Source organism: Amazonocrinis nigriterrae CENA67 (assembly GCF_016056305.1).
Lineage (GTDB): Bacteria > Cyanobacteriota > Cyanobacteriia > Cyanobacteriales > Nostocaceae > Amazonocrinis > Amazonocrinis nigriterrae.
Genome location: NZ_JAECZC010000022.1, coordinates 44,593 through 61,410, shown reverse-complemented (window position 1 = coordinate 61,410; position 16,818 = coordinate 44,593). Strand labels below are relative to the sequence as shown.

Below are 16,818 nucleotides of genomic sequence, written 5' to 3'. Positions count from 1 at the left end.
GGTGTAGGCAAGCAGGGGAGCAGGGGAGCAGGGGAGAAAAAATTACATCGATAATCTTAATAGTGGGCAGGGAGTAGGTAAAAGTTAAGAGTTAAGAACTGGGAGTTATTTCTCCCTCATCTCCCTCATCTCCCTCATCTTCCCCATCTCCCCTACCTAAGCTCAGTGCTAGAAACGATAATTGCGATCGCGCACCCAAAGGCTCATCGGTACGGCGTTACCTTGTTGGTCTACTTTGACTTTCACTACTATGGGTCGTTGCTGTCCGTTTCTGGTTTGTCGGACAGTACGAGCTATATCGTTACTCATTTGCGATCGCATTTCTTCTGCAATATTATATGTTTCCACACCGTAGTTGACTAAACCATCCTGATACACACCTCTCAAGGCTACTTGATTGCTTGGCAGGTACGTAGGCATAGTGCTACTGACACGCACTGGTCGCCAAGCCCTAGGAACCCCATCACTAAAGGATTGTTGCTCTTGCAAAATTACGTACAAGTTAGTTCCTGGTAGCAATTGTCTGTTATTTCCCCGATTTTCCCTAATTAAATTTTCCCAACCAGGAAGTCTTCTTAAGGTTGAAACACGGGAAATATTGTAGTCGAGGGTTAGGGAGTCATCTTGCAGTACATTATTGGAGTTTACAGGCACTGTTTGTAAAATTACCTCTTTGCCTGTGAGGTTAGTGTACATTGCTTGGGTGGGAACTGCCAAAATAATTCCTGTTTGAACTAGCAAAGGAACCAACAGCCGCCAAAAAGGTAAAGGCTGGTTCGCTTTTTGTTCAGTAGCAATTAGATAATCCCGAAAAGTCAGCTTTTTAGAAAATTCCGCTTCGGGAGACAATGATTTATTTTTACTAGATTCAGAGGATTCAATTTTTTTGGTAGATTCAGCAGAATCACCTTTCTTGCTAGATTCAGAGGATTCACTTTTCATGAGCGTAGTCCTAAAAAATATCAGGGAAATCAAAACCACAATTAGGACTCACGCAGAGACAACAGTCATCAGTCATCAATCAACATACTACTTCTTCGTTACAGGAGCCAAGCGACGTTCAAACCAAAGTCCAGCGCTAATTAATACAGAACCGCACATAATAAACACCAGCGACCTGAAAAGTAGGTCAGTGTCATACTCTAGCATCCGACTAATGATTTGCAGCGTTAATAATAGCATACCGCCCCAAAAGGCACGCCTGTCACTTAACTTCAATCCTTCTTGAATGAGTCCCCAAGCCAAAACTGCCAAAAGTACATTGAAAATAAAACTGCCCAAGTCACCTATACGGGTGATAGCCTGATGCCAGAAAGGTACTATGGCGATGAAACCAAGAAAGGTGGTAATAATCGCAGTCGAGAAAACTGCTTCTCGGCGGGGAGGGTTACTTCTATGACGCAGCAAAAACAACCATTGCAATACTGCTAAACCGCTGAGAATTCCCAAATCAATAATGGGAAGAGACATAAACACACTGGTAGTCGTTGGCGGATAGGAACTATAGGATTGACCTTGCCATTGCCAACGAAACGATAGAATGTAAAAGACAAGCCCAAAAGCCACCAAAGCTAAATCACGGGCTAGGGGTTGAAATAACCTGTAGTTGATGGTGGGAAACAGTAAATCGTCATAACTCCAGAATAATGCGGGTGGGAGTGCAAAAGCGAAAGATGCCACCCAAGGAGCTACATTTGCAAAATTCAGAAGTGGTAAAGGATCGAGGTTAGATACCAAAGAACTAGCAAAGCTGAAGGCGGCGAGGGCAAAAATCCAACGCGATCGACAAAAGTAGGCTAAAGGTACAAACAACAGCCATGATAATAAGGGCATATGTTGTAATGCTAACTTTGCCCAAGACCAGTTACCTGAATAGCCAAACGTATAAGATAAGTCTCCTATGCCTGCCCAATATCCTATTTGTACTAGGATAATTGCCATAATTCCCAAGGAATTTAACGACAGACTATAGGCCATGAGCAAAACACCAAAGCCCCAAGCAAAAAACAGTTCGGTAGTGGAACCGTTAATATTGAAAATCTGGGCCATCAGTACTATGTTTGCGCCTAAGATAAAAGCGCCAAAAATTAGCAATGCTTCTCCTAGTAAGCGTTTGCTGCGTTGCGATTTCTTTCCTTCATTTTTGCCGAATGTAGCTTGTCTTGTGTAAAAACCAATGATACTTACTGAGAAAAACAAACTCATCATCAGGATGAATTTAACTTCTCGTGGCCATGCTTCCCAGTTTGCAACTACAAACGTAATCACACCTAAACATAGAAGGACACCGCCTGTAGCGATCGCAATCATTGTAGAGCGATCGCGTGCAGCTGCTTCTAAGTTTTTAAATTGATAACGGTCTGAGATTTGTTCGTATTGCGAAGCACTAATTATTCCTTCATCTCGCCACAGTTGTGCTTCTTGGCGTAATTTTCGCTGAAAATTATCTAATACCATGACCATCTCCGGTGCAGTGGGGTTGTTCTGATTTTTCACGTCATGTGGAAAGTGCAGCAGAGAAGGGTGTAAGCAGGTATGAAGAAAGGTGAAGGCAAAGAAATATCTTTACCCCTTATCTACAAAACTGATTCTTACACGCCTATTTATTCCCCATTAAAATGGCGGTCATTATATTTTCAGTATGAAGCCAAGCCACTTCATAGCATTGTTCTTCTGTAACAGTTTTACTAATGGAAAAGCCATCAAATTTATTACTTAAACTCTCCCGGCGTTTATTTGAAAACCCTGATAATCAAGAAAAATTTATCGAAGCATTAATTCATCCCCAACCTTTCCAGCCATGTATTCTTTGGTGTCAACAAAAGCCTGAAACCTTACCTTTTTCAGTAGAAACACCAACAAGTTGGCAACCACAATTTTTAGACCGTTTACACCTAGGAGAAAAACCAGGTCAACATCCCCTTCATAACCAAGGATATTTCTATTGTTTAGATTTTTCTTCTGTATTTGCGGCTGCAACTTTCTTAGCAATTTCTCAGCCAGTGCATTTAGTTTTTGACATGTGTGCCTCTCCGGGAGGTAAAAGTATTTTTGCTTATCAAGCTTTACAACCTGACTTACTCATAAGTAATGAAGTGATTGGTAAACGTTTGGGGATGCTAATTTCTAATTTAAGGCGTTGCCATATTAAACCTTGCACTGTTGTGAGTAGAGATTCTAGCATTTTTGCAGAAAACATCCCACTATCAAGTAATTTAGTGATGGTAGATGCTCCTTGTACTGGGCAATCTTTATTAGCTAAAGGTGAAAAAGCTGTGGGATGTTTCCACCCCACAGCTATCAATAAAAGTGCAAATCGGCAAAAAAGGATTATAGCTAACTCTGCTCAACTAGTTGCCCCACAAGGTTATCTTGCTTATATGACTTGCACCTATTCCCCAGAAGAAAATGAGGAAGTTTGTGAATGGTTTTTGTCACGCTTTCCGCAGTTTAAAGCAGTTAAGATTAGCTATTTACAAGACTACCAATCGCATTTAACTACTATGCCTTGCTATCGGATGTTTCCACAAGATAGGTTAGGTGCTGGTGCTTTTACGGTACTTTTTCAAAATACTGAGAAGGGTGAGGCTAAAGAATTAGATTTAGATGTATTGCATAGTTTAGGGATTATACAAATGTTGTAGATGTAAAGGTATAGTTTAAGCTGGTCTCAGCTTTGTAAGGAAGTTGCAAAATTTTGGCTTCAATTTGATGATATAACCACAGTTAATATTGAGTTGGATCGAGGGGTAAATAATACTTTACCTTAATCCTTAATCCAACTCAAGTTTATTGATTATCTAAACAGCTAACAGTGCAGACTGAGTTATTAAGAATAATCTCATCTGCTCCGGCTGGAGATAATTTAGCTCTAAATTTTAACTAATTGCTTCTTCTTAGAAGCTTTTCTTTGCATTAAAACACCCATTCCTAAAACCGTAGCTAAACCAAGAATAGCTTGTGGTTCGGGAACAGATGTAGCTGGTGTGGGCGTGTTGAAATTTAGGTCATTTAGAGCGTAGCCAAACTCACCTGTAAAGTCTACCTCTATGCGATTAATTCCCGGTAAAGAGAACGAAACCGGGAAAGCCGCTTCCTTGGCAAAGTTCTGTGTTTGGAGTAGCGTATTGTTAAAATCAAAGGCACGAATTTCAAATACATCGACATCGCCACCGCCGTTGCCTATGGAAAACGATACAAAGTCGGTTTGTCCAGGTTGTAACGTATTAGGTACAACAAAGCTGAAGAAAATGTCACCAGTAACAATATTTGGAATATTCCCAAATTGATCTAGCCCAACTACAGTGTTGCCTGCACCTGGATCTAGCCCAAAACCATTCTCGACAACTGCAACCCCTGCACTTACACCAGTCTTGCCAAATAGCACTCCATCGGATATTAAGTCGTCAGTTAGTACTGATTCTGGTACAGGTGTGCTACTCGGAAGTGGTGTGGTAGGAAGCCCTTCAAAATCAAGTAATACTGCTTGCGCTGTGTTAATTTGTCCTAAAAATACACCGCTGACTATTGCAAACATACTCCAAGTCTGTTTGAGAAAAGGCATATTTTTCCTCTTTCATTTGGATGGTTTACTTGAATACATCTGCTGCTTTACCTTGTCTGCTTTTCCAGCATAGATGTAATTACTTAAGTAAGTATACGGTTAATTCAATAAACCCTCTGATATCAAGTTTTATCTTCATCTAATCTTTACAGAGATTAAATATTCTAGACATTGACATTCAGAAATTATTTAGCCCTGATTTGCAAGAATTTTGCGAAGTCATGCCTAGCAAAAGCCTTGATATATCTTGATTCTGGCAATCAAAGTCAGAAACTACAGCCAGAAATTTCTGATGAGCGAGCTTGATTCAAGCATTTTTACTATCTGCTGTGAAATGCGATCGCACTACATTAGTATCACAGCAACCGTAATATTACTCCTTTAAGCTTGCTGTAGCTACCATTAATCCCCACACAACACCAAAACGAATTCTGGTTGTACGAGAAACCGCAAGATTTCCATCTTCAAGCAAGCGGTGAAATTCATTTTGGGTATAACACTGCTGATGAGCTGAATCAAAAGCCTTCAATAGAATGTCACATATTTGACAAAGTAAATAATCTCTACACCAATCCAGGATAATGACTTTACCATCAGGTTTAAGGACACGTCTCATCTCCTTTAATGCAGTAAGTGGGTGATTAAAGTGGTGAAACGAATTAGCAGATACAATTACATCGAAACTATTACTGTCAAATGGCAAACTTGAGGCACTTGCGGTCTCAAATGATACTTGAGGATAAGCACTACATTTCTTTTGGGCGATCGCCAACATCTTATCTGAAATGTCTACCCCAACAATTTGTTGCGATGAATACTCTGCCAGTAGTAAACGTTCAAACTCACCAGTGCCACAGGCAACATCAAGTACAATATCTGTTGATGATATCTCTGCCCAGGTTTTGAGAAAAGATAATGTGTTAGCTATATAACTTTTCCAACGTAGATCATAAACGGCTGCTAACTCGTTGTATTGTTTGCGAACTATGGTTTCAATCATTTGGGTGATCGCACAATTTATCAACTCTACTCTGAATTAATTTCTTTTACAATTTCTAATTCTAAATAACCTGTTTGTTCATCCAAAGTTCTATTAAAGATAAATTCTTCACTAGCACCAATGACTATTTCAGCAGTTGTGTAAATGATACTACCATCAACAAGATGTCCACCAATAGTTTTGCCTTGTTTATCAGAAATAGCAATATGTAAGTGTACACCTGTGGTTGCTATCGTACCGTTGAGAGTAAGAATTTCAAATTTCTCTTTTAGTACTGTAATATTGTCTTGATTAGCAAACCGAATTGTCGCTTGTTTTAAGCTGCCGATCGCACTTAAAATAAATCCTGCTTTAATATCTTGTTGAATGGCAAAGTTCTTTAAGCTTTGCCTTAAATCTTCGTTGGGTTTTAGTCTGATAGCAAAAACTTTCATAAAAGGCAATAAAATAAAATTACCTCAGTAATAACACTGAAGCGCTAGCATTTAAACATTAATAAAATATACATAAATATTTATTGGTGCTTAATAATGTCAAACCTGCCTCCTCAGTGTCAAAATTTGAAAGAGCAAGTAGAGTCTATATTACAACTTTTACAGCAAGAATCATCTTTACGTTCCCAAGATATTACACCTGTACAAACTTCTCTAAGTAAAGCGATTTCTCCCAAGTTTGAAATTGTGTTTGCAGGTGCATTTAGTGCAGGAAAATCGATGCTAATTAATGCACTGCTGGAACGGGAATTGCTCTACAGCGCTGAGGGACACGCCACAGGAACAGAATGCAAGATTGAGTATGCACAAACAGATAAAGAACGGGTTGTTTTGACATTTTTAAGTGAAGCAGAGATTCGAGAACAAGCAAGTTCTTTATGTCAACAATTGGGATTTAAAACAGCAGCCAATATCAATCAAGCCGAAGTAGTTAGCCTTTTATGCGAAGGATGCCAAGTTATAATTCAGCAAGAGGGTGGTGAAAGTAAATCGGAACGTGCAAAGCAAGCCAAAGCATTATTATTGTTGCTGGAAGGATATCAAGCAAACCGTCAATATATTAATACGGTAAATAATGCTACATATTCTATGGAGCAATTTAATTTTGCTAATCTGAAAGAAGCTGCTGGATATGCTCGTCGTGGTAGCAATAGTGCAGTTTTAAAGCGGATTGAATATTACTGTAATCATCCCCTTTTGGAAGATGGAAATGTCATTATTGACACGCCAGGAATTGATGCACCAGTAGAGAAAGATGCACAGCTAACTTACACCAAAATTCAACATCCTGAGACTTCAGCGGTGGTGTGTGTGCTAAAACCTGCATCTGCGGGCGATATGACAAAGGAAGAAACAGAACTTTTAGAAACCATGCGTTCAAATGCGGGAATACGCGATCGCGTTTTTTATGTCTTCAACCGCATCGATGAAACTTGGTACAATACCCAGCTAAGGCAGCGATTGGATAATTTAATTACTGCACAGTTTCATGATACCAGCAGAGTTTATAAGACCAGTGGGTTACTCGGCTTTTACGGCAGTCAAATTAAACAGACAAATATACAAGATAGATTTGGTTTAGATTCTATTTTTGCAGAAAGTGTCAAAAATTTGAATGGTAGCGAGGAAACTCCACAATTTGTTTATGCATTTAACAATTATTGTGTGAGTTCTGGTAAACTTTCAGCTAGCAATTTTCGGATTTCTCTGAATGGCTTTGAAACTCCCAATGAAAATTATGTGCGGATTTTATCTGAACAAGGAACGCCTCTAATTAAACAGCTAATTCAAGATAGTGGTATAGAAGAATTCCGCACAGCTATTACTCGTTATTTGACTGAAGAAAAACGCCCACAAATTTTTCAAAATCTGGCTGATGACTTGGAAGATGTATGTATTAAGCTGAAAAAATCTTATCAGTCTGTGCAACGAGATTTAGAAAGTCAGCCGCAAGAAATTAAAGCCATGAAAGCACAAGAGTTGCAACGTCTTAACCAGCAACTACAGCAAGTTGGTAAAGAATTTAGTTTGCATATCACAGAAGAAGTAAATTTATTAATTACTAATGCCTGTGATGCTTTTGAAGCAGATTTTCGGCAACTACAATCACGTATGATTCGTCGTTTAGATGAGTTACTAGATACTTTTTCTGTGGCTGATGCTTATCGACGTGCAACTCTCAGTCATCCGCGTAACGCAACAGCGCCATTAATTGCCATTTTAGTAGAGGCATTTTATTATTTATCCAATCAATTAGAAGATATTTTAGTCGATTCTTCCCAGCAAGTTGTTGCTAATTTGTTTCAGCGGTTGATAGAAAAGGTTCGTAAATCCGAGTATTATCGTCAATTGTATCGCTTGTTAGGTAATGATAGCGGCATTGAACAAGAGTTAAAAATTGTAGAAAAACAAGTTTCTTTAGCTTTGGTGAGTGCTGCTGGTGTAGAATGCGATCGCTTCGTGCGAGAAAGTCCTAGATTTTATGATGAAGGCACTTTTTCCATATATCAATTCCGCCAGACTTTACAGCAAACTTCCCAAGGATATGATGCTGAAAGTGTCATAGAAGCAGAACCAGCAATTAGGCAATTATTGAAGTTAGATTTTGAGCCAAAAGTTTCTCAAACTATTCGCAAATCTTTTCGCCAAACCATCAACCAAACCCTCAAAACTCATTTGTTACCAATAGCAGACAAGCAAGCAGATGAGATTTTACAGCAGTATCCACAGGCGCGTGCTTATTTAGAACAAACGCTGCAACAAGAAGCCGAAGAGAAGATTTTCAATAATGGGCGTTTATTAAGTGCTGTTGAGCAAAAAATAGTAGCTTATAATTCAGCAGTTTCTAGTATCAATAGTTGTTTGCAAGCAATGCAGTTATATGAGCATTTGTTGCCTATAATTAGTGATGCTGATTCAGAAGTTGTTGACAAGATTGCTGCTAACAACGGTATTGTTGTTTCAGATGGTTTACTGGATGGAGTAGCACAGATTTAGTATCTTTTTTTTATAGCTTTAGGCTTTTAGCACTAGTCATTACCCGCATTTTTGCAACAGTTAAACACATTAGCTGATACCATTTCCAAAAATATTTGCAACACATGAATTCGCTGTAGGGTACTACAGATGTACGCCCCTACTATTTGTTAATGAATTTTCTGAATTGAGGTTAATATGGAAAGTGAATTTAAAGCCTTAATTTGTAATGAAGATGATGTTTTATGATTTAGAGACTATCTATATAGAATTAGGAAATTTCAACAAGCATTGGATCAATCATCTAATGATTCTCTAGCATATGCATTGCGGCAAGAATTAAAATCTAATGGAATATTTATAGCAGAACAAAATTTTAAAACTTGGTTTAATGAAGGAATAGATTGTGAAATTTTAACTCTAGGTTCTCAAAGCTGGAAAAAAGGAAAAGTGAAATTTCAAGTCAGCTTTGAAGTTTATATTGAAGAGGATGTGGAAATAACTGAACCTGAATCGCCTCTTGATGATCTACGTCGCATAATTAACGAGGAAAACTCATGAGTAAAAATCTTCGTATTTGCATCTATCCTGAAGTAGATATTAAGTAGTGTGTTATGGCTTTGCTATCACGCACCATACCACAGCAGTGTATTAGGTGCTTTTCACAAAAAAATGAGTCTAATAGATATCTATAGGACTTACGCACTCGTGACGAAAAACTAAGCTTTTACGGTAACTTTGCTTGGCTCGTAATGACGTAAAATCGTAGTCTGTGGGTAAGTCCTGATTTCAACTGAAAAACGTATAAAAAGCTGTAAATTCATCTATAGACCCTTACTGTATCTACGTTTCAAAGATTCAATACACCAAATTATTCATAGTTGCCAACCATTATCTATACTTAGCTATCAGTTGTTCTCATAACTTTATATAACAGTTTTTGCAACTTTCCCCCTAATAATTGCGTGGTGTGTCATGGTGGTAAGTGAGAGTTAATTCGGCGACAGCGTTTGTTTTTAGTATTGACAGGCTTATTCCTTTTGGTATTCACAGACTTTTCTCCGAAATTTAAATCTCTACACATTTATGATTTCGGAGACAATTTATGTCAGTTTATGTAGGCAATCTTTCTTATGATGTTACAGAAGACAGCCTCAATGCTGTGTTTGCAGAATATGGTTCTGTAAAACGGGTTCAGCTTCCCACTGACCGTGAAACAGGTCGTTTGCGCGGCTTTGGTTTTGTGGAAATGGGAACTGATGCTGAAGAAACAGCTGCCATTGATGCACTTAATGGTGCTGAGTGGATGGGACGTGACCTCAAAGTTAATAAAGCTAAACCCAGAGAAGAAAGAGGTTCATTTGGTGGTAATCGTGGAAACTATGGCGGACGGAACCGCTATTAAGTTTCATAGATTTACCTTTTTAAACAAACCTGTTAATTCAGGAAATTAATTGCATTTGGAAAAGGCTCAGGCAAGAATGCTTGAGCCTTTTTAAGGTAAAATTTGGACGGCGTGACCAAAACTTAAGCTCTACCAGGCACAATTCAATCTCTGGAATTCTCCATGTCAAACTCAGCCAGTCCCATCAAACCCGCTGTCCTCATCACCATCATTGGTGAAACGGTGTTGAAAGACCGTATTGTCAAGCTGCTGAAAAGCCATAATGTCAGTGGTTACACCATTAGTCAAGTTCAAGGTGAAGGCGGACACGGAAGACGCTTGTCGGACTTAGCAGGCTACAACACTAATATAGAAATCAAGACCATTGTTTCATTAGAAGTATCTGATGCGATCCTTTCGGGACTGAAAGAGGAGCAAGGTAACCACGCCTTAATTGCTTTCCGACACAATGTAGAAGCCTTCTATTAATTAATATTTGTGACTAAAGTGATCTTGCCAAATAAAGTTGCTATAGTGAGTTTCATCAACTGCCAAATAGCTGAAAACTTTGATATTACTAACTTGAGTCTCAGGTAGCTAGAGTTTCATCCTTAGTAACCTCAAAAGATAATGTTTGCCCTAGTAACACGTTTTAACGTGTAGTCAAGTATGAATATTACTTCAAATATAATTCCAGAATTTGAGAAATTATTTAGACAAAAATTGCAACTAAATAATTGTAGACTCAAAAAGAAAAAACAAGAGAATAATTATGAAATTACTACTCCTGCGAAAGACATCTTTTTGATGTACTGGTGCGAATTTCCTAAAATTCAGTTGATCTATCAAAATGTAGGAATACGTACAGAGCAAACTGTAGTTTATGAGCGAGCTATCCGCTCCCATATCAATTTTTGTGTGACTAGTATCCAGAAAAGCATGATGATTGCTGAAAAATAGGCTCATAAGTAGCGAGTCTGTCACCACTCGCTACATAAAGGTTGAAAGTTTTGCTACCAGAGGGTTAGAAAAATAAAATTCATTGTCGATTCGTAAATTCCCAAAAAATTTTGTTTCTTATGAATTTAGCAGAACTTTTATGATCACTCCTCTTTGACAATCTAAAGAAGCTTCTCAACAGCGCTGCTGAACTGCTCATAAGGAGAAACTCCTATGATTGTTTCTGCTAATTTACCATCTTTAAAAATTAACACTGCTGGGATACTGCGAAGTCCGAATTTTTTGAATATCGGCTTGTTGTTGTCCACGTCTACCTTGACAACCTTAAGGCGATCTTTGTATTCATTAGCAAGTTGATCCATTAACGGACTCACAAGACGACAGGGGCCACACCAAGTAGCAGTAAAGTCAACAACTAGAACTTTTTCTTTACTTAAAAGAGTATCAAATTCACTTTCTTGAACGTAAGCAACTATGTCAGTAGACATTATTTATTTTCCTGTATCATGAAATTGCAGTCAACAGATAACTATTCATATTCCAAGGTTTTGATCCCCAGTTACAAGAATTGAAAGAGTTAGCTGTTCATTAAAGATACTCTCATAAAGCAAGCAGTAAGCGCTATATGCTTTGCATATAGCGCTTAGATTATGTTAAGCAGGCATAATTTGAACAATCAGTGAGCGTTTATCAAGGGACTGGACTTTACCTACTTTACTGAGATCAGTGATGATGCGCTCTAGCATTTCTCCAGCTTGTTCACGATATTGATGTTCTCGGCCTCGTAAACGAATAGCAAATTTCACTGAATCGCCTTTATTTAACCACCCAAGCGCTTGATCAATGCGTAAATTATAATCAGCTAGACCCACGTTGGGACGGAACCTGACTTCTTTGACTGTGGGTCTAGCACTTTGTCCTTGGCGTTTTTTCTTTTGATACTGAAACTTGCCATAGTTGAGAATCTTTGCTACTGGAGCTTCTTTACCTTCGGAGACTACAACTAGGTCAAGGTCTACGCTTTGGGCTAACTGTAGAGCTTCATAGGTGTCGATTAGACCCCGATTATTATTTTCATGATCAATCAAGAAGACTTGAGGTGACTTGATTTGCGAGTTAATTTGTTGCTTTTGGACTACGATAGTTATTTCCTCTCAATAATTCAACACTTTGCCTTGCAAGTATTACTAAGATAACATAGCGTTATCATTAGCTCCCCGACTTTTTGAGGAAGACGGGAGCTGAGTAGCAAGTTTTGCTGGCATACTTTATTAGTTTGTTTTAGTCATTTACCAAAAGACTGATTTTTTTAAGTGTAAGATAACTTGTCTTTCTGATGAAATCTTTATTAACAGTTACCTTGAGTTTTTATTGATTGTGATCGTTAAAATTTAGGTAAGGCAATGCAAGGACAAATTTATGGTTACGAAGGATTTTGATAAAACATTAGCTGCTATCGAGTTAAATGCAGCAAGAAAATTAAACTGGGATTATCAGCAATTCAAAGACTGTTTCAAGTTTCAAGTAAATCAGGAAGCTATTGAGATAGAACCTCAGAGAAATCTTCTCAAAGAATCTGAATTGCAAACTTTAAAGCAAGCTTTGTTAGATTATGGTTTTCAGTACAAAAAAACTGTCAATGATTTTATCTTAGTTTTTGAGCAAGATGTGGAATTAAGATAGAGCAAAATAAAGGAAGTGGGCTTTTAGTAGCCATTTCTGCTGCGTTAGGGAATTATTTTTCTGGTGATGGTGTTGCTATAACTGAAGTTAGTGGCTAAGCTTGACATCTAGATAAACTCATGACTAAAACTCCTCGGATTCGCATCCCTCCCGAAGTAAGGAAATATGTATTTCAACGCGATAAATATCAATGCCAAAGCTGTGGTAAAACAACTTTAGAAACTGACCTTACCATCGACCATATCATCCCCCTCGCCCGTGGCGGTCAAAACGATATCAGCAACTTGCATACTCTCTGCTTCACCTGCAACCAAGAGAAGACAGATAAAACTGACCCTCGCTTCCGGCGATATTTTCAGAGTTAGGGTAACATTTACTGTTAGTCTGTAAGCTCTATGTCTCAAAACGTCAACAGCAATTCCCGAAGATTAGCCAAACTCAGAACCATAGTACTGTACCTCTTCTTCGCAATGACTGTTTTAGTAGCAGCTTTTCCCTGGTTGTATGAAATCAAAACTAAAGCCGGGATCAACATATTGCCTAACCACCACGCTGGCACTTTTTTAGAGAAGCATACTCATGGGCTTTTTAAATGTGAGTGGCTTTATCCTTATCATTGCGTAGATGCAACGCGGCTTGTCGATAGACATCATCGTCATGGTTGAATAATAGACTTATATCATTTTGGATTTTGGATTTTGGTTCGGCAGCCCCCGTCTTGGTGAGGCAGTGCGGTGAGTCCAGTGCGGTCTTGGGCTTTGCCCAAGTGGAGCAACTAGCGTTAGCGTAGCGTTAGCGACGCAGGAGCGTCACCCGAAGGGTCTTGGGGTTTCACGCCACTCCTCTCAAGTCGGGAGACCCGCCCACGGGGGTGGCTCCCCAAGTGGAGCAACTGCCGTTAGCAAGAGCGTTAGCGAGCTTGCGAGCGTCACCTGTAAAGGCGGTTTCCGTCGTTAGCACAGCGTTAGCGACGTTCGCGTAGCGTCTCCCCTTGGGAGAAGGAGCTCTGGGGGACTGCCGTTAGCGCAGCGGTAGCGAGCTTGCGAGCGTCACCCGAAGGGATTGGGAATTGCCTTCTGTATTTAGGTTCTGTAAATCCATCTGTCGTTATCATTTTTCAAATTGGTTTATTACAAAAGTCATTTTTTGTGCCTTTGCGACAGCCGCCGCAAAAGCTGTCTGAGGTCGATTCCCCCCAATACCCGCAAGGGCGGGGAGAACCAGCACACGTAAGTGTCTTCATGTTGGTGAGACACTCCTAATTCAACTTACTCAGAATTGCACTAACATCAATAGCTAACTTTTGCCCCAACTTTAACAACTGACGACACTGATTAGTATCTCCGTCATTGCTAAGGGTTGTTAGACACAAAGGCAGAATTTGAGTGTGCAGACAACTGAAGTATAGCTCTTGGGATCGCTCTAGAGAGATGCCCAGATTTAGCTGATATCCCACATCAATTAACCGATCCAACAGTTGGATATCTGCGTGAAAACTCCCATTAGCATCGTACAACAATTGCCAGAGCGATCGCAAAATCAACTGTTCTAACATCTGCTTGCCTTCAGGAATATTCAGCCGACAATGCAAATGTTTCGCTTCAGTAGCGATCGCCTCTAATTCTACAATGTGATTCCAACACAGTTGTAGTTCGCCGATGTCTTGCTCAAGCGATCGCAATATTGTCATGCAACGATAACCTAAAGCAATTTCCGCTGCAACCTGCAACTCTTGGGGTACTGCTAGCCCATCTCGATGGAATGCCATCAGCACACCGTAGTTCTCGCGGTACGCTTGAGTATACAGTTGGTCTAATCGTGTCAGTGTTTCCTGACTGATCAACCGCATAATTCGGTGGCGTTCCTCAGCAAACAGATTTTGCAAGCTGAAATTTTCTTCTCCAAATAGCTGTGTCATCACCAAGATAGAATGTGATGCACTCGCCTGTTGCAGTGCCCCAAACAGCTTTTCTTTCAATTGGCTATAGTCACGCCGTCCTGTAAATTGTTGAATGCAGCAGTGGAAATCCCAACCACCCAAATGCAGCACAGCAAACACTAAATGTTCACTTTCCCAGGTAATCTCTGACACCAGCTTGAGATGCCCGACAACCAAAGTCAGCGATCCCATGCGTTGCAGTTGATAATCTAACTCATTGACGCTGTAGCAATAAACTCGTTTTTGGTAAGGCTGGGGATGCTTGTTCTTAGTATCTACAGATAGGAAGTTGCGCGTTTCTGCTGGCTTGTGATTGTTAAACAGGGAAGTAATGGCATAATGGGCTGCAACTTGCTTAAAGCCTACTTGGGCAGTCAACACCAGTTGTTTATAAATTTCCCCGCCATGCTTGTAGCTATCAATATTACTGGGAGCTAAACCCAGACGTTTGAGGAAGCCTTTTTCCAACTGTACACCCGCCACATCTCCCGCCAATTCCAAAGCACGGGCGGCGTAGCGGAGAATCTGCGTTCCTTCTGGACGAGAAAGTTCTTCAAAAAACCACCCGCAACTAGTGAACATCAGCAAACCGTGACGTTGCATTTCCAATAGACGCAAAGCATCTACTTGTTCGGCCGCCGTCAGTTTGTGAGTTTGATGGCGGGAGAGGAAACGGCTAACATTGGTAGAAGAGCGATCGCGCATTACTTGGATATATTCATCTCGTGCTAGCCAGGGATCGCGGAAATACTGCTTACCATATTCCTCATACACCTCAATTAGCTGATCCCGCAACCAATTTAAGGCAGCCCGCAGCGGACGACGCCATTTTTGATGCCAAACACTGCCTTCACCACCGCAGCCGCAGTCATCTTGCCATCTATCAACACCATGGGCGCAACTCCAAGCTGTGATTGGCTTTAATTCTACTTCCCAACTGGGAGGGTTCAAGCTGAGGTAATGAGCAAAGTTGGTAACTGTCCAACCGTGGCGGGGAAATTCCTGTGTAAAGGCGTAGGCTAAAGTTTTTTCGGTGCCTTTTTTATGGTGTCCAAAGGTTTCGCCATCTGTCGCCACAGATATCAACTGTGCAGGACGATGATCCCCACGCACTGCTGAACCTATGCGTCCTGCAAAATGACTGGAACTATAAACAACATCACTAAAACCCATATCCCGCGAGATGGGGCCATCGTAAAAGAATATATCAATATAAGGACGAGAATCGTTAACATCCCCACTTCCTTCTTTAATCGAACTCAGAGGTGAAGATGCAGTACTAAGAGTTGGCTGCAAATAGCAACGATAGGGGCGGGTGGGATCAATCTGTGCGCCGCCGACTTCGTGCCATTGTGGCTGGGGATCATTTTTACTAGGGAAAGGACGACAACGTTGTGCTTGAGATGGTGCAAGGATAATAAAGCGAATTCCTTCGGCAACCAGAGCTTCTAAGGTTGCATAGTCCACACCAGTTTCAGCTAGCCACATGCCTTCGGGATCGCGCCCAAAGCGGGAACGAAAGTCTTCTTTACCCCAGCGAATTTGGGTGTATTTGTCCCGTTCGTTAGCCAGCGGCATGATGATGTGATTGTATACTTGCGCGATCGCGTTACCGTGACCATGCAAGCGTTGGCAACTTTTGGTATCTGCCTCTAAAATTCGCTGATATACCTCCAAATCGTGACGTTCTAGCCACGACATCAGCGTTGGGCCAATATTAAAGCTGAAATATTCGTAATTATTCACGATCCCTACGACTTCACCCCGGTCATTTAAGATCCTGGCAAAGGCATTCGGACGATAGCATTCCCAGTGAATCCGCTCATTCCAATCGTGGAAAGGTGCAGCACTCGGTTGACGTTCAATAGCGTCCAGATAAGGGTTTTCCCGTGGCGGCTGGTAAAAGTGTCCATGTACCGTCACATACACACCTGTAGCTGTCTTTAGGGGATCGCTAGTGTGAGTATCTTTAGCAATATGTGATGTAAGCGTTGAGCCAGAACTAGCTGGCAGTTCAGCAGCAGAAGTCATGTATATTTATCCAAACAAAAAAACTTAAGTGGTGCCTAAAGCACCGTATTTAAACCTTTCTACAGAAGTTTAAACACAATTTCCGGTATATACGAAAACTATGGGTATAGGATACAACCAAATCTTCGAGAAATTTGTCTTACCAGAGTGGGAAATCTGCGTTATCGCACAGCCGTTTCCTAAAAGGCACGAGATGATTAGCCATTGAACAACGTCTCAGTTAGGGGTTTTCTCGTTGGCAGCGCCAATCAAAAATTTAATTGTCTTTTAATATATTAAACCCCATTT

The 16,818-nt window shown here is 40.3% G+C and carries 16 protein-coding genes and 1 pseudogene; 9 read left to right on the top strand and 8 right to left on the bottom strand.

The window, feature by feature from the left end; all coding sequences use genetic code 11:
* Nucleotides 1–168 precede the first annotated feature (168 nt).
* Both I8748_RS13920 and I8748_RS13915 read right to left on the bottom strand, forming a co-directional pair.
* On the bottom strand, nt 169–942 hold the full coding sequence (locus I8748_RS13920) for a GDYXXLXY domain-containing protein (protein ID WP_198125170.1): 774 nt from the start codon (nt 940–942) through the stop codon (nt 169–171).
* 87 nt (nt 943–1,029) lie between these two features.
* Nucleotides 1,030–2,457: a DUF2157 domain-containing protein gene (locus I8748_RS13915; RefSeq protein ID WP_198125169.1), complete on the bottom strand. Its 1,428-nt coding sequence runs from the start codon at nt 2,455–2,457 to the stop codon at nt 1,030–1,032.
* A gap of 233 nt (nt 2,458–2,690) precedes the next feature.
* Between I8748_RS13915 and I8748_RS13910 the strand changes: the two genes are divergently transcribed.
* Nucleotides 2,691–3,644, top strand: a complete 954-nt coding sequence (locus I8748_RS13910; RefSeq protein WP_198125168.1) for an RsmB/NOP family class I SAM-dependent RNA methyltransferase — start codon at nt 2,691–2,693, stop codon at nt 3,642–3,644.
* Between the two features lie 227 nt (nt 3,645–3,871).
* Here the strand turns inward: I8748_RS13910 and I8748_RS13905 are convergent, their stop codons facing one another.
* The 3 genes from I8748_RS13905 to I8748_RS13895 all read right to left on the bottom strand — a co-directional run bounded on the left by I8748_RS13905 (nt 3,872) and on the right by I8748_RS13895 (nt 5,998).
* Nucleotides 3,872–4,564: a PEP-CTERM sorting domain-containing protein gene (locus tag I8748_RS13905; RefSeq protein ID WP_198125167.1), complete on the bottom strand. Its 693-nt coding sequence runs from the start codon at nt 4,562–4,564 to the stop codon at nt 3,872–3,874.
* Between the two features lie 373 nt (nt 4,565–4,937).
* Entirely contained in the window at nt 4,938–5,564 is a 627-nt protein-coding gene (locus I8748_RS13900; RefSeq protein WP_198125166.1) for a class I SAM-dependent methyltransferase, read from the bottom strand.
* Between the two features lie 26 nt (nt 5,565–5,590).
* Nucleotides 5,591–5,998 (bottom strand): PPC domain-containing DNA-binding protein, encoded by a 408-nt coding sequence (locus I8748_RS13895; RefSeq protein WP_198125165.1) that lies wholly within the window; start codon nt 5,996–5,998, stop codon nt 5,591–5,593.
* 96 nt (nt 5,999–6,094) lie between these two features.
* Between I8748_RS13895 and I8748_RS13890 the strand changes: the two genes are divergently transcribed.
* From I8748_RS13890 to I8748_RS13870, 5 genes and pseudogenes are all read left to right on the top strand, one after another.
* The gene (locus I8748_RS13890) at nt 6,095–8,554 is read left to right on the top strand and encodes a dynamin-like GTPase family protein (protein WP_198125164.1); all 2,460 of its coding nucleotides are present in this window, start codon (nt 6,095–6,097) and stop codon (nt 8,552–8,554) included.
* 243 nt (nt 8,555–8,797) lie between these two features.
* Nucleotides 8,798–9,094 (top strand): annotated as a pseudogene (locus I8748_RS13885) (KGK domain-containing protein); the annotation flags it as partial.
* Nucleotides 9,095–9,638: 544 nt separating this feature from the next.
* A complete protein-coding gene (locus I8748_RS13880; RefSeq protein ID WP_198125163.1) occupies nt 9,639–9,938 on the top strand; it encodes an RNA recognition motif domain-containing protein in 300 nt (99 codons plus the stop codon).
* Nucleotides 9,939–10,100: 162 nt separating this feature from the next.
* Nucleotides 10,101–10,406 (top strand): P-II family nitrogen regulator, encoded by a 306-nt coding sequence (locus tag I8748_RS13875; RefSeq protein ID WP_198125162.1) that lies wholly within the window; start codon nt 10,101–10,103, stop codon nt 10,404–10,406.
* Nucleotides 10,407–10,586: 180 nt separating this feature from the next.
* Nucleotides 10,587–10,877 carry a hypothetical protein gene (locus I8748_RS13870; RefSeq protein ID WP_198125161.1) on the top strand — a complete coding sequence of 97 codons (291 nt, stop codon included), beginning with the start codon at nt 10,587–10,589 and terminating at the stop codon, nt 10,875–10,877.
* 161 nt (nt 10,878–11,038) lie between these two features.
* Here I8748_RS13870 and trxA read toward each other — a convergent pair whose 3' ends face one another.
* Both trxA and infC read right to left on the bottom strand, forming a co-directional pair.
* Complete coding sequence (gene trxA / locus I8748_RS13865; protein WP_198125160.1) at nt 11,039–11,365, bottom strand: thioredoxin; 327 nt, start codon at nt 11,363–11,365, stop codon at nt 11,039–11,041.
* Nucleotides 11,366–11,530: 165 nt separating this feature from the next.
* A complete protein-coding gene (infC, locus tag I8748_RS13860) occupies nt 11,531–11,998 on the bottom strand; it encodes a translation initiation factor IF-3 (protein WP_318781221.1) in 468 nt (155 codons plus the stop codon).
* A gap of 298 nt (nt 11,999–12,296) precedes the next feature.
* Between infC and I8748_RS13855 the strand changes: the two genes are divergently transcribed.
* The 3 genes from I8748_RS13855 (at nt 12,297) to I8748_RS13845 (ending at nt 13,225) form a co-directional block, all read left to right on the top strand.
* The gene (locus I8748_RS13855) at nt 12,297–12,560 is read left to right on the top strand and encodes a hypothetical protein (protein WP_198125158.1); all 264 of its coding nucleotides are present in this window, start codon (nt 12,297–12,299) and stop codon (nt 12,558–12,560) included.
* 119 nt (nt 12,561–12,679) lie between these two features.
* Entirely contained in the window at nt 12,680–12,925 is a 246-nt protein-coding gene (locus I8748_RS13850) for an HNH endonuclease (protein ID WP_198125157.1), read from the top strand.
* A 30-nt stretch (nt 12,926–12,955) separates the two neighbouring features.
* Nucleotides 12,956–13,225, top strand: a complete 270-nt coding sequence (locus tag I8748_RS13845; RefSeq protein WP_198125156.1) for a hypothetical protein — start codon at nt 12,956–12,958, stop codon at nt 13,223–13,225.
* Between the two features lie 593 nt (nt 13,226–13,818).
* Here the strand turns inward: I8748_RS13845 and I8748_RS13840 are convergent.
* Nucleotides 13,819–16,530 carry a DUF3536 domain-containing protein gene (locus I8748_RS13840; protein WP_198125155.1) on the bottom strand — a complete coding sequence of 904 codons (2,712 nt, stop codon included), beginning with the start codon at nt 16,528–16,530 and terminating at the stop codon, nt 13,819–13,821.
* Between the last annotated feature and the right edge of the window lie 288 nt (nt 16,531–16,818).

What these genes read in the sequence shown, in the direction of transcription:
- I8748_RS13920 (WP_198125170.1), bottom strand. Translation starts at nt 942, where the DNA reads ATGAAAAGTGAATCCTCTGAATCTAGCAAGAAAGGTGATTCTGCTGAA.
- I8748_RS13915 (WP_198125169.1), bottom strand. Translation starts at nt 2,457, where the DNA reads ATGGTATTAGATAATTTTCAGCGAAAATTACGCCAAGAAGCACAACTG.
- I8748_RS13910 (WP_198125168.1), top strand. Translation starts at nt 2,691, where the DNA reads ATGGAAAAGCCATCAAATTTATTACTTAAACTCTCCCGGCGTTTATTT.
- I8748_RS13905 (WP_198125167.1), bottom strand. Translation starts at nt 4,564, where the DNA reads ATGCCTTTTCTCAAACAGACTTGGAGTATGTTTGCAATAGTCAGCGGT.
- I8748_RS13900 (WP_198125166.1), bottom strand. Translation starts at nt 5,564, where the DNA reads ATGATTGAAACCATAGTTCGCAAACAATACAACGAGTTAGCAGCCGTT.
- I8748_RS13895 (WP_198125165.1), bottom strand. Translation starts at nt 5,998, where the DNA reads ATGAAAGTTTTTGCTATCAGACTAAAACCCAACGAAGATTTAAGGCAA.
- I8748_RS13890 (WP_198125164.1), top strand. Translation starts at nt 6,095, where the DNA reads ATGTCAAACCTGCCTCCTCAGTGTCAAAATTTGAAAGAGCAAGTAGAG.
- I8748_RS13880 (WP_198125163.1), top strand. Translation starts at nt 9,639, where the DNA reads ATGTCAGTTTATGTAGGCAATCTTTCTTATGATGTTACAGAAGACAGC.
- I8748_RS13875 (WP_198125162.1), top strand. Translation starts at nt 10,101, where the DNA reads ATGTCAAACTCAGCCAGTCCCATCAAACCCGCTGTCCTCATCACCATC.
- I8748_RS13870 (WP_198125161.1), top strand. Translation starts at nt 10,587, where the DNA reads ATGAATATTACTTCAAATATAATTCCAGAATTTGAGAAATTATTTAGA.
- trxA (WP_198125160.1), bottom strand. Translation starts at nt 11,365, where the DNA reads ATGTCTACTGACATAGTTGCTTACGTTCAAGAAAGTGAATTTGATACT.
- I8748_RS13855 (WP_198125158.1), top strand. Translation starts at nt 12,297, where the DNA reads ATGGTTACGAAGGATTTTGATAAAACATTAGCTGCTATCGAGTTAAAT.
- I8748_RS13850 (WP_198125157.1), top strand. Translation starts at nt 12,680, where the DNA reads ATGACTAAAACTCCTCGGATTCGCATCCCTCCCGAAGTAAGGAAATAT.
- I8748_RS13845 (WP_198125156.1), top strand. Translation starts at nt 12,956, where the DNA reads ATGTCTCAAAACGTCAACAGCAATTCCCGAAGATTAGCCAAACTCAGA.
- I8748_RS13840 (WP_198125155.1), bottom strand. Translation starts at nt 16,530, where the DNA reads ATGACTTCTGCTGCTGAACTGCCAGCTAGTTCTGGCTCAACGCTTACA.